This window comes from Flavobacterium suzhouense (assembly GCF_042684765.1).
Classification (GTDB): Bacteria; Bacteroidota; Bacteroidia; order Flavobacteriales; family Flavobacteriaceae; genus Flavobacterium; species Flavobacterium suzhouense.
Genome location: NZ_JBHUMD010000002.1, coordinates 26463 through 47926, shown reverse-complemented (window position 1 = coordinate 47926; position 21464 = coordinate 26463). Strand labels below are relative to the sequence as shown.

Below are 21464 nucleotides of genomic sequence, written 5' to 3'. Positions count from 1 at the left end.
AGTTTATTGCTCCATCAGCAGGTGAATATTTTGTAACTATTACAACTGCCGAAGGTTGCACCGGTGAAGATTCTATCATTGTCTCTGATACTAGTTGTGAAATACAAAGAGGTATCTCTCCAAACGGGGATGGCATGAATGATGTATTTGATCTTACTGCGCTTAACGTGAAAAAGCTGAGTATCTTTAACCGTTACGGTCAGGAAGTATACAGTAAAAACGATTATAAGAAAGAATGGGGTGGCCAGGACAACAATGGAAACGAACTGCCTACAGGAACTTATTTTTACGTTATTGAACGTGCTACCGGTGAAAATAATACCGGCTGGATATATATTAACAGACAGCAATAAGAACCAGAAATTTTTAATTTAAAAGAGCCGTTTTACAACGGCTCTTTTTTTTATATAAGTACTAAATGCAGGTTATATTTTTCAATTGGCATAAGCTTTAAAAACCACTCTTAATAAATGTAAAAAATGTTAAATAAAACCAAAAATTTTTCTCGCGTTTTATAAAAAATCATAACTTCACACAATTATAGAATTTTTCTTAATTATTGGATTTTAGATAAAAAATCTCATAATATATAAGAATACGTCGACATTATAAAATAAAATTAAGTTAAAAACATAACAATCTTCAATAATTTTGTTTGTAAACTTAATTATTCACTTTTTTGTTTTGTAAATAAAATCCTGACATTTCTTTTTTAGTTAGTTTTAGAGCCTTAAACCTAATATTAACTAATTGATATGAAAAAAATTACTTTCTTGATTTTAGCTTTGCTAATGTCAATTTGTGGTTTTGCACAGTTACCCAACGAGGGATTTGAAGATCCCTGGACAGGTACACCTGCCGCACCACCCGGATGGACAGTGGTGAATGAACTGGGACCCAATGTAACATGGGTTAGAGAAGCGAACAGTTCTACAAAACCCTCCAATAATGGTAACTACTCCGCCTATCTGGACAGGGAAAACGTTGCCACCGGAATGCAAATTCCGAAAGACTGGTTAATCACTCCTTACATTAACATGCCGGTTAATGCACAACTTCGATTTTTCTCGAGGCTTACACTTGCCGGTGATCAGGGAGGTGTTTACAAGGTTAAGATCTCAACCGATGCAGATCCAAACAATTTGACTGCATATACGGATCTTCAAACCTGGACAGAAACAACATTAAATCCATTACAAACTACCTACTACGAAAAAGTAATTACGCTGCCGGCAATTTCAGGAAATGCACACATTGCATTTGTAATGGAAGGAGACAACTGTGACCGTTGGCTTATTGACGATGTAAGAGTAACAGCGCAATGTGCCGATCCTACTACGTTAAGCGCTACAAGTGTTGGTCTTAACTCAGCTACATTTAACTGGATAAATAACGGAGGAGCCACATCTTGGGAAATTGAGGTGTTAGAAGCTAATCTTCCATCTACCGGTGTAGGTGAAGCCTATGCAGGACAGCCACCGTATACAAAAGGCGGTCTTACGGCCAGTACAAACTACAAGGCTTTTGTAAAAGCAATATGCCCTGATACCGGACAAAGTGCGTGGTTAGGGCCTTATTTCTTTAAAACAGGAACACTTGGCGAAAGTTGTAATTATCCTTTAGTTGTCCCTACAATACCATATTCAACCACCAACAATACATCTAACTTTAGCGATGTATATGAAGGAGCTCCGGGTACAACCTGTGGTACAACAGGCACCTATCTTTCGGGTAATGATGTAGTATATACTTATACCCCTACTGTAACAGGTAACCTGAATATAAGCATGACTAACTCCGGAACCGGAGCGGCTATGTTCGTATATGACAACTGTTCAGACATTAATGTAGCTTGTATAGGTGGAGGCATCGGAAATGTAAACATTGCTACTTTACCGGTAACTGCCGGAAACAGTATTTATATTGTTATATCCACCAGTACGGCAGCTCAAACAACTCCATATACTTTATCAATACAACAGGTATATTGTGCTGCACCAACCGGACTTGCAGCTTCTAACCCAACTCCTACGAGTGGGGACCTAACATGGGCGGCAGGTACTGCTACCTCATGGCAGCTTGCTGTTCAGCCGGCGGGAACAGGACTACCAACAGGAGCAGGAATAAACGTAACGTCAAATACCATCACAGCGACTTCAATGACTGATGGTACCACATTACAGCCTTCAACAGCTTATGAGTATTATGTAAGATCAAACTGTGGTGATGGTACATTTAGTATCTGGAGTGGACCTTTTGCGTTTAGTACAACGCAAATTCCTGCTACGATACCTTATACTCAAAATTGGGAAACATCGCCTCATAACTGGACAATAAACAACGGAACTCAGGTAAACAAATGGGTTGTTGGAAGTGCAGTAAACAATGGCGGTTCGCAATCACTTTATATCAGTAACGATAATGGTGCAAGCAATACTTATACTATTACATCTGCTTCTGTAGTACATGCCTACAGAGATGTAATAATTCCTAATGGAGTAACCAGTCTTAACCTTGCTTTTGACTGGAGAAGTATTGGTGAAACAGCAGCAAATGATTACATAAGAGCTTATTTGCTGCCTATAACTGTTACCCCGGTTCCCGGAACACTACTTGTAGGATCAGCAACCAATATTAAAATCGGTAACGATCTGTATAACAATGCAAACTGGAGCACCTTTAACGGTGTGGTTGATGTCTCAGCAATTCAGGGACAAACCAGAAGACTGGTATTAGAATGGAGAAATACTGCTGCTACAGGTGCACAACCACCGGCAGCTATTGATAACATCAACTTTACAGTAATTACATGTCCTGCTCCTTCAGCACCTCAGGTTGTTGCCGGAACACTTACAAACAGCTCTGTAAACATTAGCTGGACAGCACCTACATCTGTACCCGCGCAAGGATACCAGTATTACTTAAGTACTTCACCTACTACACCGGTGGCTACTACGCCTGAAACAGGTACTTCTGCAACTACAACTGCTACAAATGTACCATTACAGCCTTCTACAACTTATTATTTCTGGGTAAGGGCAAATTGTGGTACAGGAGACACAAGTACATGGGCAGGACCATTATCATTTATAGCTCCGCAGATACCTGCGACTATGGATTATGCTCAGAATTTTGATGGTGCCTCGCACGGATGGGCTTTAAGTAACGGAACCCAAACCAATAAATGGGTGGTAGGTCCTGCTACAAGCAATAGCCCTGCAAACTCGTTATATATCTCTCAGGATAACGGCACAACAAATTCATACAATACAAGTGCAGCATCTGTTGTACATGCATATAGAGATATCACTATTCCTGCCGGAGTAGACCAGATAGAACTTACTTATGACTGGAAAAGCGTTGCAGAAGCCGCAACATTGGACTGGATAAAAGTATGGATCGCTCCAACTACATTCAATCCGACACCAGGTACACAAATTACTACAGCCAATGCTACTCAGGTGGGTACTGCATTATCACTAAATAGTTCATGGACTAATCTTTCGAGCATCATTCAGGCCGGATCATTAAACCTTGGTGGATCTACAAGAAGACTGATATTTGAGTGGAGAAATGATGGAACTGGAGGAAATCAGCCACCGGCTGCAATTGACAACATTAACTTTAAAGTTGTACAGTGTCCTCAGCCATCGGCACTTACTATGTCTAACCTAACCTCGACAGATGCCTCATTTACCTGGACACCTCCTGCTTTAGGCGCATCAGGTTATGAATATTATCTATCTACAGACCCGACACCTCCAACAGCAGCTACAACTGTTTCAGGATCAACTACAGCAGCGACCGTGTCTATCCCGAACCTTCCTGCATCTACTACATATTATATATGGGTAAGAACGGATTGTTCAACTTCAAAAAGTTACTGGGTAGGTCCTGTTAGCTTCCTTACACCACAAATTCCTGCGACTATGGATTATAGCCAGAATTTTGATATGGGAGCGCATAACTGGGATTTGATAAACGGGACCCAAACTAATAAATGGGTAGTTGGAACCGCTGCTAGCAGCAGTGCACCTAACTCACTATACATATCAGATACTAATGGTGCTACTAATAATTACAACCTTAGCGCAACAACACTAGTACATGCCTACAGAGACATTACTATACCTAATCCTGCTGAGGAACTAGTGCTTACTTTTGACTGGAGAGGTATGGGAGAGTCTAACATTGATTATTTCAAGATATGGTTGGTACCTACAAGTTACATACCGGCTGCCGGAACTGCTATAGTTGCGGGAACAGGGCGTGTACAGGTTGGAGGTAACTTCCAGTTGAACTCTATTTGGCAAACATCCAACATTCTTATCCCTGCAACAGCGCTTCAGGGACAAACAATGCGTTTGGTTTTTGAATGGAGAAATAGTGCTTCCGGAGGTCAGCAACCACCTGCTGCTATAGATAACATTAACCTTAAAGTGGTTACATGTCCGGCATCTTCTAATTTACAAATGCCTGTAAACAACTCAGGAGGAGTTACATTTACCTGGACACCACCAGCAACAGTCTCTCCTACTTATGAGTATTACTATTCTCAGGAGCCAACACCTCCAGGAGTATCAACCACAGCATTAGGAACATCTCCTACAGCTGCTGTAACCTTATCAGGTCTTCCGCCTTCAACTACTTATTACTTCTGGGTAAGAAATGATTGTGGATCGGGTGGTAAGAGTTTATGGTTAGGTCCTTATGAGTTTAATACTGTATTAGAACCTGTAAGCCTTAACTATGATGAAAACTTTGATGGTACAACACATGGATGGGTAATTAAAAACGGTACGCAAACAAACAGATGGGTTGTTGGCGATGCTACTTATAACAGCCCTTCAAATTCACTTTATATAAGTGATAATGGTGGTGTTACTAATACGTATACAGTTACAGCCGGCTCGACGGTTCATGCTTATAAAGATTTCATTATCCCTACAGGCACAACAGCTGTAGACCTTAGTTTTGACTGGAAATCAGTAGGACAGGCATCGGTAGATTATATTAAGGTTTGGCGTGTGATAAATACTTTTGTTCCCACACCTGGTACAACAATTACTGCCAGTGGTACAGATCGTCAGTTATTAGGTACTGTTACCAACAACGCAAACTGGACTAACCAGAGCTACATTCTGAATACTACAGGATATGCAGGCACTAACATGCGTATTATATTCGAATGGACAAACAACACCTTCACGGGAGACCAGCCGGCGGGAGCTATTGATAATATCAATTTAACGCTTATTACATGTCCTAAGCCTACTGCTCTTGGAGCAACAGCTTCAACACAGACCGGAGCTACATTTAACTGGACTGAAGCAGGTACAGCAACAGCTTGGGAAGTATATGTTACTACGCCAGGCTCTCAAACTCCTACAGCATCAACTCCTGGAGTAAGTGCAGGTTCTAATCCTTTCACATATTCAGATCCGGCTATTCAGCCATCTTCTAATTATGTATATTATGTAAGAGCTGTTTGTAGTTCATCTGACAAGAGTAAATGGGCAGGTCCGTTTGCATTCCAAACCGCAATTGGTAATGACGAATGTACAGGTGCTTATACCCTTCTACAAAACTCTTACGGACAGGAATGCCAGTCATCTTCAACTGCTATGTACACTGGTGCTACTCCTTCTCCACAGCCATATACTTGTGGTGGATCGAATGCTGCCGATATATGGTATGAATTTGTAGCTACTTCAGATCGTGCTAACATTATACTTGATAATTTTGCAATTAACAGTACTGCTTCTCAAGCCGTAGTTATAGAGTTATATCAGGGTGAAACATGTGGATCGTTGTTACAATTACAGTGTGCTACCACGAATGTAATGATGGCTCGTAACCTTGTGGTGGGAGCAACTTACAAAGTAAGATGTTATCTAAATGCAACTACCGCAAACTTAAACACTGTATTTAAAATTTGTGTTAATACTCCGGAGCCACCATCTGAAGGTAATCCGCAGGATTGTCTTATCACAACAATTAATCCAAGTTTTGAATTCCCGCTTGTTACCGGAATATACCCTGCTACGGACGTTTACCAAAATACTGTACAGGGATGGAGAACAACTGCATCTGATAACAGAATGGAGTTTTGGCCGGTTCCAAACATGGAGTCACACCCTGGTTATGAAGGAAACCAGTTTATAGAACTAAATGCTTATGAACCTTCAGGACTTTATCAGGATTATGATAGCCCTGCCGGTACTGTATTTACCTACTCATTTGGCCACAAAGGAAGATCTGCCGGAGGTCCAGATGTTTTAGAATTACAAGCCGGTACTCCTGGAGGAACACTATCAACAGTTACTGTAGCTTCAACAGGTAAAGACAACTGGGTTACTTATACCGGAACATATACTGTACCTGCGGGACAAACCGTAACACGATTTATGTTTATTGCAATTTCAACTTCTGCTACCGGACCTACTGCTCTAAGTACCGGTAACTTCCTTGACGGCATTAGGTTTACTGCTGACAACAGTGTAGTTTCTGTAACGCCATCACAGGCAACATGTATAGACAACGTAGTTACTGTTGTGGGTTCAGGAACAGGTGAGTGGAGTGCATACCCTACTAACCCTTCACCAACAGAAATTGCAGATCCTAGCAGTAATACAACAACTATAACCGGATTTGCTGCAAATGGCGAATATTGGTTCAACTGGACAACTGCATACTGTAGTAGTGCTATTAAAGTTACTTATGACAATGGTAGTGTACCAGAGCCTGTTGTTGTATCAACAATTGACTACTGCGTAGGCGAAACTCCTGCTCAATTAACAGCTACTGCTCTAACAGGCAATATACTTAACTGGTATACTACAGCAACTGGTGGTACTGCAGATACTACTGCACCAACTCCGGATACAAATGCTGAAACTAGTGTTACATATTATGTATCTCAAAAAGCGACTGATCAGTGTGAAAGCCCAAGAGTTGCAATAACAGTTAATGTTCACCCAATACCGGCTGCTCCGGCTGCTATGCCTGCTCTTGAGTATTGTCAAAATGCTACTGCTGCTCCGCTTACTGCGACAGCACTTACAGGAAATACACTTAACTGGTATACTCAGGCTACAGGTGGAACTGCATCTACAGTTGCTCCAACACCTTCTACTGCTACTGCAGGAGTGACAAGTTATTATGTAAGCCAGGTTTCTGCTTACTCTTGTGAAAGCGCAAGAACTGAAATCGTGGTAACGGTGAATCCTTCAATCGTTCCTGTTACTGACTTTACTTATGCTGTAACAAGCATCTGTCAGGAAGATGTTAATCCGGTTGCTGTTCCTGCTACGGGACAAACACCTGGAGGTTATTATTCATCTCAACCGGGACTTATCTTAAATCCTGCAACAGGAGAAATATTGCTTGATCTTAGTGTAGCTGGAACGTATACAGTTAGCTATACTGTAAATCCTGATTCTTCTGTATGTAACTCTGGAAACACTTCAAGTACAATAATTACTATAACTCCTTTAGCAGATGCGATAACAGGTTTCTCTTATACGACTCCTGTATGTTCTGACTCGGCTAACCAACTACCTGTTCTGGATACCAACTTTACAACAGGTGGTACATTTACAGGAGATAACGGACTTGTAGTTGACCCTGTAACAGGTGAAATTAATATTGCTGCAAGTACATCTGGAGAACATACTGTTACTTATGCAATAGGTCAGAACGTACCAAACTGTGTTGCAGCAGGTACAGGTACTGCGAGCATAACCATCACTCAGGTGTTTACTCCGGTAACTGCTTTTGATTATAACGACATTTTCTGTTTTGATGCTGCTGATGCTTCACCAAACCTTGATCCTAACTTTACAACAGGCGGTACATTTAGCGGTACTCCAGGACTTGTAATTGACGGTACAACAGGTATGGTAGACATTTCCGCGAGTAACCCTGGTATGCATACTGTTACTTATACAATCATAGGTGATGCTGCAAACTGTGTTCATGATGGATCGTCAACATTTACTTTCACTATCGTAAGCCAGTATGAATTCAGCTTCAACGGACAGTGTGAAGGAACAAACTATGTAGTAACAGCTTCTCCTGTTACCGGAGACTTTAGTAACGAAGATGCTGCCATTTCATTCAGATGGTCTAATGCTTCGGGTAATACCATAGGTACAGATTCGAATATCATCAATGTATCTGAATATGCTAACAGCACTCCTGAGAACGATACATTCCCAATGGATCTGTTCTTAACTGTTACCATAAATGGTTGCGAAACCACAAAAATGTTTACAGTAGATGGCATTGGATGTAGCATCCAGAAAGGTATTTCACCTAACAATGATGGATTGAATGATTACTTTGACCTTGAGTTCATTGGGGTTAAGAGGTTAGCTATCTTTAACCGTTACGGTCAGGAAGTATATACCAAAGACAACTATAAAAACGAATGGGTAGGACAAACCAATAAAGGTGATGAATTGCCTACAGGTACTTACTATTATGTTATTGAGCGTACAGCCGGAGGCACTGACACCGGATGGATTTACATTAACAGACAGGAATAATATCTAAAAACACCTTATAAAAGAACAGCCCCGCAGATGCGGGGCTGTTTCATTTTACTCTTCGTTAATCGCTTCTCTCAGCCTTTTCTTTTGATTTCTTAAAAGGTCTCTCACGTCACGAACTGCATCTCTTGAAACCTTGTCCAGCTTTTTAAAATGTTGATTGAAATATTCCATTTTTGAATTATCTTCTTCGGTAAGACTGCTGGCAACTAAATCTTTAAATGCCGAAAACTCTAACGCTATCATATCTAAGGCTTCATAAGCCCCTTTTAATTCTTCATATAGTTCTTCCAGTTCTTTTACCCCCTCACGATAATAGCGTGTATTTTTTTTACTGAATTCTTTTTTTAGCTTTTGAAACTGTTTGTCAAATAATCCCATAGTGTGTTTTATTGGTGGTGCAAATCTTAAAATTGAAAGAGAATAAGTGATTACTCTAATATTAAGATTGTATTACTTTAAGTGACTCTGACAGAATTTAAGTAACTTAGTAGTAATAAATCATTCGCTATGCCAACAGATACTCCTTTTCGCAGGGCAGCCATTGTGGGATACAACCGTATCCCTTTTGCCCGAAACAATACCGCATACACCCAAGCCAACAACAGGGATATGATGACCGCTGCACTCAATGGCCTTATTGACCGCTATAAACTCCATGGAAAAGAACTGGGCGAGGTTGCGGGTGGAGCTGTTATTAAACATAGTTGGGAAATAAACCTGATGAGGGAATGTGTATTACATACCTCCCTCGACCCAAAAACCCCTGCCTGCGATATTCAGCAGGCTTGTAATACAGGAATCGAATCGGCTGTTTATATCGCTAATAAAATTGCGCTGGGGCAAATTGAATGTGGTATTGCAGGAGGAGTCGATTCTACAAGTAATGTTCCTTTAGAGTTTAACGAACATATCCGAAAGATATTCTTAGCAGCCCGTCGCAGTAAAGGAACCCTGGAAAGACTTAAGCATCTTGCCGGAATACGCTTTAGCGATTTTACGCCTGTCGCTCCTCAAAACCTTGAGCCCGGAACAGGATTATCTATGGGCGGACATACTGAGTATACTGCTAAATATTACAAGATTTCACGAGAAGAACAGGATGCTTATGCGCTGCAAAGTCACTTGAAAATGGCAGCTGCTACTGACAGGGGATTTTTTAAGGATATGCTTTCTCCATACATGGGACTCGAACAGGACAACAATATGCGCCGTGATACCACTATGGAAAAACTGGCAAGGCTAAGACCTGCTTTTGATAAAGAAAATGGCTCACTAACAGCAGGAAATTCTTCTCCACTAACAGATGGGGCTTCATGCCTGCTCATTGCCAGTGAAGAATGGGCTAAACAAAACAACCTGCCTATACTCGCTTATATTACTCATGCCGAAATGGCGGCTATAGAATATATTGAGAACAAACACAATTTACTATTGGCTCCTGTATATTCAGCATCGCGAATGCTTAAAAAAGCAGGGCTTAGGCTTCAGGATTTTGATTATTATGAAATACACGAAGCCTTTGCGGCACAGGTATTGGCTATTTTGAAAATTTGGGAAAGCCCTGAATTGTCTAAAGAATTTGGAGTTGAGGCACTTGGTAGCATCGACCCTGCAAAACTTAACATCAATGGCAGCAGCCTGGCAACAGGACATCCGTTTGCAGCAACCGGAGGCCGTGTACTGGCTACCATGGCAAAACTGCTTCATGAAAAAGGCAGCGGACGCGGATTTGTCTCGGTATGTGCCGCCGGAGGACAGGGAATGACTGTAATACTTGAAAAATAGAAAAGGCTATCATCTGATAGCCTTTCCGTTTATTATAAAATACCCTATTTCTCAAACATAAAATCGAAAGCACCTTTTCTAAGATGGATGCCGTGATCCAGCCATGCTTTAAGGCAGGCTAAGAAGTTTGCCCAGCCCTCAGTATTCCCCATAAGCCATTTTATGCCGGCTTCATCATTGGGTGCGCCTTTTTCCATTACTCTTACTATGGTATCGTTACCTTTAGCCGTTAGCGTCATTTCAACCAGCATTTCTTTATCGGCATTATCCCAGTAATAAGAAATGTATTCATATTTGCGTACCTCACCCACCCTCACAGGTACATCCATATCAAACTCAGGAAAACGCCAGGTAAGCTTTGCTCCCGTTTCCATCCGGTCTGAGCCCGAAGCAATAAAATAATTCGACATTTTAGCAGGATCTACGATTGCTTCAAAAACTTCATGAACCGGCTTTTGTATTTGTATAGCAGTTTTAATTTCAAGTGTTTGCGGTGTCATATTTTTAGATTGTTTGTTGTTTGCATATCAAATATAAGCAGTTTTCACCATCCTGAGAAAAGCTTTAACTTTGCCTCATGCAGCATCACTTTATCATTTATAAGCCTTTTGGTTACCTGAGTCAGTTTATTTACAACCTGAAACGCAACAAAAAGCTATTGGGAGAATTACATGATTTTCCTGAGGGTACTATGGCTATCGGCAGGCTGGATGAGGATTCAGAAGGGTTGTTGTTGCTTTCTACCGATGGTATGATGAGTGAGATTGTGCGCAGTAAAAAAGTTGAGAAAGAATATTATGCCCAGGTCGATGGCGTTATCACTCAGCAAGCTGTCGATGAGTTAAAAAAAGGTGTAGAGATTGGCTTTAAAGGAACACGTTATGTAACCCGTGAGTGCGAAGCACACATAATAACTGAAAAACCAGATTTCCCTGAACGCGGACGTAAAATTAGGGACGAACGTCACGGGCCAACCTCATGGGTATCAATTACCGTTACCGAAGGCAAATTCAGGCAGGTTCGCAAAATGACTGCCGCGGTTGGCTATCCTACGCTTCGGCTGGTAAGAGTACGTGTTGGCAACGTATATTTAGGAAATCTTCAGCCGGGAGAAGTTAAAGAAGTTGAAGGATTTGACGTGTAGCTATTTTTAGTACATTCGTATAATGGAACACCGCCGACAACAAGTTTTACCTGTTAAACGTTTTGCACTTCGAATGGGGCGTTACACCTTGTTGCCATAGCACTTATAGTCTTTTCGGTAGGAATTGGGGTTTTAGGCTATCGCCATTTTGCAAGCCTTAACTGGGTAGATAGCTTTTATATGGCTTCAATGATACTGACCGGGATGGGTCCCGTGTCAGAAATGCCAAATGATGCCGCTAAAATATTTTTCTTCTATTTATGCACTATACAGTGGCGTAGCTTTTCTTAGTATTACTGCAGTGTTCTTTGCTCCCGTAATACATCGCATATTACATATACTTCAGGTTGAAGACGAAGAAAATTAATGCGTTACCTCATCTTTTAAAAACTCATATATCTTTTCCTGCGAACGTTTCACGTCGAAACTTTCCTCACGCAATTGCAGGTTGACAAGGTGTATCAACTCATCTTTAATTCTCGCGTCATATACCGGAAAGCATACCTCTACCCTACGATAAATATTACGGTTCATCCAGTCGGCAGAACCGAGGTAAACCTCAACATCTCCATTATTGCTGAAAATAAAAATACGACCATGTTCAAGATAACGGTCAACAATACGTTTCACCGTAATGTTTTCACTCTGTCCTTCAATTCCGGGCACAAGACAACAAATACCTCTTACCAGCAAATTGATCTTTACTCCTGCATTTGAAGCTTCATATAGTTTATCTATCAAAACCTGCTCTTCAAGATTGTTGAGCTTTATGGTAATACCTGACTGAAGTCCTTTTTTAGCATTATCAATTTCCCTGTCAATAAGTGCAAGAAATCTGTCCCTTAAATTAAACTGTGCTACTAAAAGATGTCTGAATTCATAAAAATCTTTGGCTTCTCTTTTTTTCATCAAGCTGAGAAACTTAAATACATGCCTAAGTTCTCGGGTAAGGTCTACGTTTGAAGTTAGCAGTATATGATCGGTATAAAAGCGGGCTGTGGTTTCATTAAGGTTTCCGGTTGCCAATAATCCAAGTGCTTTTATTTTATATCCTTTCCTGAATTTTACCAAAGCAATTTTAGCATGTATTTTAAGTGATGGGACACTATGAATAATAGTCACTCCTGCTTCACTAAGCTTTCTTGACCATCTAAGGTTGTTTGATTCGTCAAAACGGGCTTTAAGTTCAACAATTACTGTAACATTTTTTCCGTTGCCGGCAGCACTGATAAGGGCATTAGCTATTCGCGAATCCTGAGCCATACGATAAACAGTAACATAAATCTCCTCTACATCATTGTGTATAGCTGCTTCATTAAAAAAACGCAGCACGGTATCGTAAGAGCGAAAAGGCGTATGAATCATTACATCCTCCTTTTGAATATGTTCAAACAGCGATCGCTCTTCAAATACAAAAGGAAGTGCCGACCATTTTGGGTATTCAAGCACGCTGTTTTTTACAGGCAATTCAGCAAGGTCTTTCAGATTATGGTGTGATCGCCCTTTTATAACGTTCGCCCCTTTTAGCTGCAGTAACTCTATAAGCACTTTTAAATATTCTTCGGGCATTGCATAATCGTAAAGAAAACGTGTAGCGATACCAAAGTCGCGCTTGGCGATTTTTTTCTCCATCTGAGCAGCAAGTCCTTCTTCATAATCATCATCAAACTCTAATGCCGCATCGCGGGTAATTTTAAAAGTATATGCTCCGTTGATTACAGCATCCGGAAAAACAGCATCGAGATTTTCCTTAATAATATCATCAATAAACAAGATGTACTGACCATTTTCATTATTGATACTAAAAAACCTTGGCATCTCTCCCGAAGGGATGTTTATAATATGCAAACATTCCGTGCCTTCAGTATCCGTCACCGAAACCATATAATACAGTTTATTATTTTCGGAAAAGAAATCAGTATCAGCATTCAGTTCCATGCGTTTGAGATACGTAAGTATACGGGTGAAAAAATAATCTCTGGCCTCTTGCCTAACCTCATCAGGAAACGGCTTATCATAAATAAGATGAATGTTGTTCGCTTCAAGAACCGGTAAAACCTCTTGTTTTAAAAGTTTCCCGAACTGTTGCTGTTGCTCGTATACCTTCTCATTTATATCCTTAAGTATCTTTTTATATACTTTTCTGTCGGTTTCAGTTTTTTTACCTGTCAGCTTTTTAAGAGCCATCAGAGCAGGAATGCGAACCCTGTAAAACTCATCGAGATTAGAAGAATAAATAGACAGAAACTTTACCTTTTCCAGTAAAGGTGTATTTTCCGATGCAGCTTCAGCAAGAACACGCCCGTTAAATTCGAGCCAGCTGATATCCCTGTTACGGTAAAACGGAACAGGCAAAATGGTATCTGTATGAGGCATAGCAATAAATAAGAATAAAATTACGAACAAATAGGCTTACACCGGTTAAGATTATGTTAGCTTTTAATCCAATAAAACACCTCAATCTGTAAAGTAAGAATAACCTCTAATATTTTTGTAAGTAATTTTTTAGCAAAATTTTAAAAGAGTGATAGTCATTTTATAACTATTTTTAAAACTCAAATGAATGCTAAGATTAAGAAATACCTGCGTAAAGGATTAAAAATCATCCTTTGGACAATAGGATCGATTATTGGATTGTTTCTATTGCTTGTGCTATTGCTTCAAATCCCCTATTTTCAAAACATAGCTAAAGAAAAGGCTATCAGTTATCTGGAGAAGAAAATTGGCACTGACGTTAATATTGAGAAGATAGAAATAGGACTCCCCAAAAAGGTAATTCTGGAGGGTGTTTATTTTGAAAGCCAGCAGGGCGATACGCTATTAGCCGGCGAAAAACTTGCTGTTGATATAAGCCTTTTTAAGTTGCTTGACAACGAGGTGGAGATCAATTCTGTCAATCTTCAGGGTATTGTTGCTAATGTAAAGCGCAATGAAGACGCTGTTTTTAACTTTGATTACATCATCAATGCTTTTGCATCTGACAAACCAAAGGACACCACTTCGGCTCCAATGAAATTTTCAATCAACAAGGTAAACCTCGACAGGATTCGCATTAGCTATGACGATAAGATTACCAAAAATGATCTCAAAGTAAATCTAACCCATTTTGACACCCGTATCCGCAAATTCGATTTAGATAAGATGGAATATAGCGTTCCAAAAATCAATTTGGATGGTCTTAAGCTTACCTTAAAACAGGGAATGATTGCTGAAATTGCTCAAGGAACTCAGAAAGCCGCTGAAGAAGCCTCTAAACAACCCGACCTGAAACTTAAGCTTGGTAAAATTAATATTGCTAATATTGATGTAGGTTATGACAACGAAGGCAGTCGCCTTGATACCGGATTAAAACTAAAAAAACTATTTGCTAAGGTTAACGACATTGATCTTAAAAAGCAGCTTATTGACCTGGATAATCTTGAGATTGAAGGGCTCAAAGGGCAATTGGCCTTAGGGAAATTTGAAAAGCAGGTTAAAGAATCGCTGCCAGAAGAAACCACTGCCGTGCAACAGGCACAGTGGAAATTTAAACTTGCCAATACAGACATTAAAGATGTGGCATTCAAATTTGATGATGAGAATTCTGCCCCAGTCACTAAAGGCATTGATTATAAACACCTTGACATTACCGACCTGAACTTGGAAGCTGAAGATCTGTCTTACAGTACTGAGGCCATTTCAGGAAACATCGCAACATTTAGCGTAAAAGAAAAAAGCGGACTGAACGTTGAGGAATTGCGTACAGGTTTCTCGTATGGAACTAAAGGCGCCGAGCTTAATGATTTATATCTTGAAACACCCTATACTCAGATTGAAGACCATATTTCGGTCTCTTATCCTTCATTGGATGCCATTACAAAAGATATTGGTAACCTTACAGTAGATGCCGATATTAAAGACAGTCGTATTGGTTTTAAAGATGTATTGCTCTTTGTGCCTACTCTTGCCGACACTGCTCCGTTTAAAGGAAATGCCAATGGTGTACTTAACATCAACAGCCGTGTAGAAGGTAAGATAAGCGACATTAAGATTGACAATTTGGAAGTAAGTGGTATAGGAGCAACAAAAATTGCAGCCAGCGGAAGGATTATTGGCCTGCCTGATGTGCAAAAAGCATGGTTTGACATGAACGTTCGTGCTTTTACCTCAACATCAAAAGACATCAATACCTACATCCCTAAAGGTACGTTACCTGCTAACATACAATTACCGGGTAATCTTTCGGCGAAAGCCAAATTTAAAGGAAAAATAAACAACTTTGCTACAGATGTAAATCTTACCAGCAGCTTTGGTAATGCTAAAGTAAAAGCCATTTTTGACCAGCGCAAAAAGGGCAGCGAAATTTATGATGCCGATGTTGACATCGATAATTTTGATGTTGGAACCTTGATTACTAATGACTCTATAGGAAGGATAACGCTAAAGGCTAAAGTAAAAGGTAAGGGACTCGACCCTCAAACTGCTAATGCCAAAGTACTGGCAAATATAGTTAGTGCTGAATACAATAGTTACATTTATAAAAACCTGAATGTAGACGGAGCCATCAGTAATGGTAAATTTGATGCCAAAGCAGATATGGCCGATCCTAATCTGGAGTTCCAGCTTTTGGCCAATGGGGGCTTTAACGGTAAATATCCTAACGGAAAAATAAGGCTTAATGTTGACATTGCCGATCTGAACAAACTGAACCTGCATGCCGGGCCGTTAAAACTACGTGGTAATGTAGATGCTGACATAGCTGATGCCGATCCGGATAACCTTAACGGTACTATTAAGCTGCATAGCTTTATGTTTGCCAACGAAAAAGAGCAGTTCGCACTGGATTCTATCAACATAGTGGCCATCAGCCAGCCTGATACTACCGCTATTCAGATCAAGTCGCAATTCCTTAAGGCCTATATGAAAGGCAACTATAAACTCACACAGGTTGGTCCTGCCCTTTCGGCCACTATTGCTAAATATTACAATACAAATCCTACTACACCTAAAAAATCTAATGTTCCGCAACAGTTTGATTTCGGACTGGTTGTGGATAATGACCCTATACTTTATAAACTGGTTCCGCAGATAACACGATTAGAACCTATTAAAATTGAAGGCCGTTATGACAGTACTACTGACAGCCTGAAAATAAACGGGGCTATCCCGAGGATAGTTTATGGCAGTTACACCATTTCAGGCGTTGATCTGAAAGTAGAAACCCAACAGGATTCTCTGGCTTATAATGTGGAAATAGGTCAGGTACAAAGCGAACAGTTTCAGCTGGAGCATACCAGACTTACCGGTAGTGTAAAAGATAACATTATTGACTATAAACTACAGGTAGAAGACAAGAAAAAAGAAGAACAATACAGGATAGCCGGTAAGCTTAAAGCTACTGATAAGAATACAGAACTTTCACTTAACCCTGATGGACTGAAGCTTAATTATGAGGAATGGAGAATAGACGAAAACAATAGTATAAGCTTTGGTAAAGATGGTATTTATGCCAACAACTTTGACATTAAGAGCGATAGTGGTGAACTAAAATTACAATCGGCTTCGGAAACTCCAAATGCCCCGCTGGACATTGAACTTGATAATTTTAAGATCGAGACGCTTACTAATATCATCAATAAACAGGAAATTAAAATAACAGGAACTCTTGACGGTAAGGCCGAACTTCGAAACCTTACTACTAAACCTGTATTTACATCAGACCTAAACATTGAAAACCTTGCAATAAGTAAAGACACTGTTGGAAACATTAAAATTAAAGTGAACAATGAGATTGCTAACACTTATACCGCCAATGTTGAAATTAGCGGCAGTGATAACAAGGCAACCATAGACGGTAATTATAACGCTGAAGCTGAAAGTTTTGACCTGAATGTTGACATTAACAAACTGAATATTGAAAGTCTTCAGGCATTTAGCATGGGCGAGATTAAAGATGGTAAGGGATACTTATCCGGCAATTTTAAAATTGCCGGTACAACAACCGATCCTGATATAAACGGTAACCTGAACTTTAATGACGTAGCCCTGAGAGTAAAACAGCTCAATGCATATTTTAAAGGCATGAATGATGAGATACGTTTTACCGATACCGGAATTGTACTGAACAACTTTCAGGTAAATGATGAAGAAAATAATACACTTGATGTTAACGGAACCGTAAACACAACAAATTACAGGGATTTTGCTTTTAACCTAACCGTAGATGCAGATGATTTCAGGGCTGTGAATTCAACGGCTAAAGACAATGATTTTTACTATGGCACTCTATACTTTGATACGCATTTAAACATAAAAGGTACACCGGAAAGCCCAATAATAGGTGGTAATCTTAAAATAGACGACGATACTAAATTTACCGTTGTGCTGCCGCAACAGGATCCGTCGATTGCAGACAGGGAGGGCATTGTTGAGTTTGTAGATGAAGACAATAAGGAAATGATGGAGCGCCTTAAAATTGAGCAGACTGTAAATTCTACTGAATTAAAAGGCATGGATGTACTCGTAAATATTGAAGTGGTTAAAGAAGCTGAACTCAATTTGGTTATTGATAAAGGAAACGGAGATTACCTTCAACTTAAAGGGGAAGCACAGCTTACCGGCGGAATTGATAAATCAGGAAAGACAACACTTACCGGACGTTATGAATTTAGCGAAGGTGCCTACCAAATGACCTTTAACTTTATTAAAAGAAAATTTGAGATTCAATCCGGCAGTTACATATTATGGACCGGCGAGCCTACCGATGCCAATATAAACATCAGCGCGGTTTATAAAACCGACATTGCTCCTATTGATCTTGTTGGCCCTCAGATCGCCGGTGAACAGCAGTCGATACAAAACACATTTAAACAAAAAATTCCGTTTAATACCATCCTGAAAATGGAAGGTGAACTGCTTAAGCCTGAATTATCATTCGATATCGAGCTAGACGAAGGAAGTAATAATGTATCGACCAAAGTGGTAAACACTACCAATGCCAAACTGGAACAATTACGTCAGGAGCCATCTGAGCTAAACAAGCAGGTGTTTGCAGTACTGTTACTAAACCGTTTTGTGGGAGAAAACCCATTTTCTACTGAAGCAGGAACTTCTACAGGAATGCTGGCAAGGCAGAGTGTGAGCAAAATACTTTCGCAACAGCTTAACAACCTTGCAAGCGATTTGATACAGGGAGTAGAACTGAATTTTGATCTTGAATCGTCTGAAGATTACACTAGTGGAGAAAGGCAAAACAGAACCGACCTGAATGTCAGTGCCTCTAAAAGATTGTTTGACGACAGGTTAAAAGTTACCGTCGGCAGTACTGTTGGTGTTGAAGGTCAGGGACAGACTAACGAAAAGACCAATAACATAGCCGGAGACGTTGCTGTGGATTATCAGTTAACCAAAGACGGCCGCTATACTGTTAGAGGTTACAGCAAAGATGAATATGATGCCGCTGTACAGGGACAGGTTATAGAAACAGGAGTATCGTTGATATTTACGCTTGATTACAATAAATTCAGAGAGCTTTTCCACAGGACCGAAGAAGAAAAAGAAATGATTAGAAAAGAGAAAGAATTAAGAGAAAAGAAAAAACAACAGGAAAAAGAAGAGGAAGAACGTAAAGCCCGAGAAGAAAAGGATAAAGACACGCCAAAAGAAAATTAAGCATGAAAATCAAACCAATATATTACATCCCTTTTCTTTTACTGCTTGTATATAGCTGCAGTAATACGAAATACCTGCCTGAGGGTGAAATGCTTTACACCGGAGCTGAAGTAAAAATTGAAGACAGCCTGATGAGCAAAAGCGATAAAAAAGCACTAAAGTCAGAAATGCAGGAATTGCTGCGCCCTAAACCTAACAGGACAATATTAGGATGGCGCTTTAAACTGAGTATGTACAACTTTGCCGGAGAACCTAAGAAAGAGAAAGGCTTTCAGTATTGGTTAAGGAATAAAGTTGGCGAACCACCGGTTACTTTCAGTCAGGTGGATATGGATTATAATGCTGATGTATTACAAAACAGAGCAGAAAACCGAGGATATTTTAAATCACGTACCAGTGCCGACTCTACCTCATCCAACAGGAAGGCTAAAGCCATATATACTGTAAAGCCAGGAAAACAATATACCATCCGCAATGTGATATGGCCTGACTCATTAGGTACCCGACTTGACAGTGCCGTAACTCGAACCAAAAGAAGAACCCGTTTAAAACAAGGCTCTCCTTATGATTTGGACAAGATTAAAGATGAGCGCAACCGTATAGATGAAAGACTAAAAGAGAAAGGCTATTTCTTTTTTAACCCAGACTATCTCATTATAAGGGTAGACAGTACTGTTGGCGACCATCAGGTAGATTTAAGGATTCGCCTGAAAGATGATGTGCCTGAAAGGGCTAAAAAGGTATATACCATCAATAACATTTTTATCTATCCAAACTATTCATTAAGTGCAGCGAGCGATACCCTTAGCACTCCTACCGAAAACGATTCTGTTACCAGATATAAAGATTATACCATAATAGATAAAGAACATAACTTTCGTCCTATAATCTATGATCGTACCTTATACTTTCACAAAGGAGATATTTATAACCGTAAAGACCATAACCTGTCATTAAACCGACTGGTTAACCTGGGTACATTCAGATTCGTAAAAAACCAGTTTAAAATTTCTGATTCACTGGATACAGCCCTAGATACTTATTATTTTCTGACTCCGCTGCCTAAAAAGTCGATTCAGATGGAGCTTTCTGCCAAAACAAACTCTGCTAACTATAATGGTAGTGAGCTAACTGTAAACTGGAGTAACCGCAACACTTTTAAGGCTGCAGAACTTTTGAGCATATCTGCCTTTGGAGGACTTGAGGTACAAATGGCAGGGCAAAATAAGGGTTATAATGTATATCGTATAGGTAGTGATGTGAGCCTTACATGGCCACGATTTATTACACCTATTAAAGTTGAGACACCAAGTGCCTATGTACCACGCACCAAAGTTGCTATAGGTTATGAATACCAAAACAGGCAAAAACTGTATTCACTGAATTCTTTCAAAACATCGTTTGGTTACCTGTGGAAAGAAGACATTACCAAAGAGCACGAACTGAAAGTATTTGATGCCATTTTTGTTAGTCCTAGCCATGTAACTGAGGAATACAGAAACCGTATTAAAGATGACCAAAGTGGATCATTGCAAAGAGCCATAGACAAACAATTGATTTTTGGCCCAACCTATTCGTATACCTATACAAATACGATGAGGCAGTTTAAAAAGAATACTATTTATTACAAAGGTTCCCTGGATCTTGCCGGAAATATTACAGGGTTAGTCACAGGTGCCAATATTAAAAAAGGAGACACTATATCTGTATTTGGAGTTCCGTTTAGCCAATATGCAAAAACAGAACACGACTTTAGATTTTACCATAAATTCAGTAAAAACTCTCAACTGGCAACAAGAGCTACCATAGGTTTTGGATATCCATACGGAAACTCTTCAGAGCTTCCCTATATAAGACAGTTTTTTGTAGGAGGAACAAACAGTATACGGGCATTCAGGGCTAGATCTATTGGTCCCGGAACCTATAGAGATACTACAGTTACTGCCAATTCTTTCCTTCCTGATCAATCGGGAGATATAAAGATGGAAATTAATGCTGAATACAGGATGAAACTATACAGCGTTGTACACGGAGCCATATTTGTAGATGCCGGTAACATCTGGTTATGGAACAAAAAAGACGGAATGGAAGGTGCCGAAATCTCTAAAGACTTTTATAAAGAATTTGCCGTAGGTACAGGTATCGGATTAAGGCTAGACCTGTCTTTCCTTATATTAAGGCTTGATGGTGCATTCCCATTACGAAAGCCCTGGCTGCCCGACGGTGACCGCTGGGTATTGGACGATATAGACGTGGGCAGTAAATACTGGCGAAAGGAAAATTTTGTATTGAATTTAGCGATAGGATATCCGTTCTAACATAAATTAAAA

At 39.9% G+C, this 21464-nt stretch carries 10 protein-coding genes; 7 read left to right on the top strand and 3 right to left on the bottom strand.

Features of this window, described 5'->3' with window-relative positions; translation table 11 throughout:
• Together ACFSR3_RS00875 and ACFSR3_RS00870 are read left to right on the top strand one after the other, a co-directional pair.
• On the top strand, positions 1-353 hold a 353-nt coding region (locus ACFSR3_RS00875), incomplete at its 5' end, for a gliding motility-associated C-terminal domain-containing protein (protein ID WP_379819296.1).
• A 402-nt stretch (positions 354-755) separates the two neighbouring features.
• Positions 756-8549: a fibronectin type III domain-containing protein gene (locus ACFSR3_RS00870; RefSeq protein WP_379819295.1), complete on the top strand. Its 7794-nt coding sequence runs from the start codon at positions 756-758 to the stop codon at positions 8547-8549.
• A 54-nt stretch (positions 8550-8603) separates the two neighbouring features.
• Here the strand turns inward: ACFSR3_RS00870 and ACFSR3_RS00865 are convergent, their stop codons facing one another.
• A complete protein-coding gene (locus ACFSR3_RS00865) occupies positions 8604-8933 on the bottom strand; it encodes a hypothetical protein (RefSeq protein WP_114759210.1) in 330 nt (109 codons plus the stop codon).
• A gap of 129 nt (positions 8934-9062) precedes the next feature.
• Between ACFSR3_RS00865 and ACFSR3_RS00860 the strand changes: the two genes are divergently transcribed.
• Entirely contained in the window at positions 9063-10340 is a 1278-nt protein-coding gene (locus ACFSR3_RS00860) for an acetyl-CoA C-acetyltransferase (RefSeq protein WP_379819294.1), read from the top strand.
• A gap of 44 nt (positions 10341-10384) precedes the next feature.
• Here ACFSR3_RS00860 and ACFSR3_RS00855 read toward each other — a convergent pair whose 3' ends face one another.
• Complete coding sequence (locus ACFSR3_RS00855) at positions 10385-10840, bottom strand: SRPBCC domain-containing protein (RefSeq protein WP_379819293.1); 456 nt, start codon at positions 10838-10840, stop codon at positions 10385-10387.
• A gap of 77 nt (positions 10841-10917) precedes the next feature.
• Here ACFSR3_RS00855 and ACFSR3_RS00850 point away from each other — a divergent pair, with 77 nt between their 5' ends.
• Entirely contained in the window at positions 10918-11484 is a 567-nt protein-coding gene (locus tag ACFSR3_RS00850) for a pseudouridine synthase (protein WP_379819292.1), read from the top strand.
• Positions 11485-11713: 229 nt separating this feature from the next.
• A complete protein-coding gene (locus ACFSR3_RS00845; protein ID WP_379819291.1) occupies positions 11714-11851 on the top strand; it encodes a hypothetical protein in 138 nt (45 codons plus the stop codon).
• On the opposite strand, the gene ppk1 is transcribed toward ACFSR3_RS00845, so the two are convergent.
• Positions 11848-13860 (bottom strand): polyphosphate kinase 1, encoded by a 2013-nt coding sequence (gene ppk1 / locus ACFSR3_RS00840; protein WP_379819289.1) that lies wholly within the window; start codon positions 13858-13860, stop codon positions 11848-11850. The two genes, ACFSR3_RS00845 and ppk1, sit on opposite strands and share 4 nt — an antisense overlap.
• 183 nt (positions 13861-14043) lie before the next feature.
• Here ppk1 and ACFSR3_RS00835 point away from each other — a divergent pair, with 183 nt between their 5' ends.
• Together ACFSR3_RS00835 and tamL are read left to right on the top strand one after the other, a co-directional pair.
• A complete protein-coding gene (locus ACFSR3_RS00835; RefSeq protein ID WP_379819287.1) occupies positions 14044-19134 on the top strand; it encodes a translocation/assembly module TamB domain-containing protein in 5091 nt (1696 codons plus the stop codon).
• 2 nt (positions 19135-19136) lie between these two features.
• On the top strand, positions 19137-21452 hold the full coding sequence (tamL, locus tag ACFSR3_RS00830) for a translocation and assembly module lipoprotein TamL (protein WP_379819286.1): 2316 nt from the start codon (positions 19137-19139) through the stop codon (positions 21450-21452).
• Positions 21453-21464: the final 12 nt, after the last annotated feature.

Bases quoted from the DNA above. Each gene is read 5' to 3' on its own strand.
- ACFSR3_RS00865 (WP_114759210.1), bottom strand. From the start codon at position 8,933: ATGGGATTATTTGACAAACAGTTTCAAAAGCTAAAAAAAGAATTCAGT.
- ACFSR3_RS00870 (WP_379819295.1), top strand. From the start codon at position 756: ATGAAAAAAATTACTTTCTTGATTTTAGCTTTGCTAATGTCAATTTGT.
- ppk1 (WP_379819289.1), bottom strand. From the start codon at position 13,860: ATGCCTCATACAGATACCATTTTGCCTGTTCCGTTTTACCGTAACAGG.
- tamL (WP_379819286.1), top strand. From the start codon at position 19,137: ATGAAAATCAAACCAATATATTACATCCCTTTTCTTTTACTGCTTGTA.
- ACFSR3_RS00845 (WP_379819291.1), top strand. From the start codon at position 11,714: ATGATGCCGCTAAAATATTTTTCTTCTATTTATGCACTATACAGTGGC.
- ACFSR3_RS00835 (WP_379819287.1), top strand. From the start codon at position 14,044: ATGAATGCTAAGATTAAGAAATACCTGCGTAAAGGATTAAAAATCATC.
- ACFSR3_RS00850 (WP_379819292.1), top strand. From the start codon at position 10,918: ATGCAGCATCACTTTATCATTTATAAGCCTTTTGGTTACCTGAGTCAG.
- ACFSR3_RS00860 (WP_379819294.1), top strand. From the start codon at position 9,063: ATGCCAACAGATACTCCTTTTCGCAGGGCAGCCATTGTGGGATACAAC.
- ACFSR3_RS00855 (WP_379819293.1), bottom strand. From the start codon at position 10,840: ATGACACCGCAAACACTTGAAATTAAAACTGCTATACAAATACAAAAG.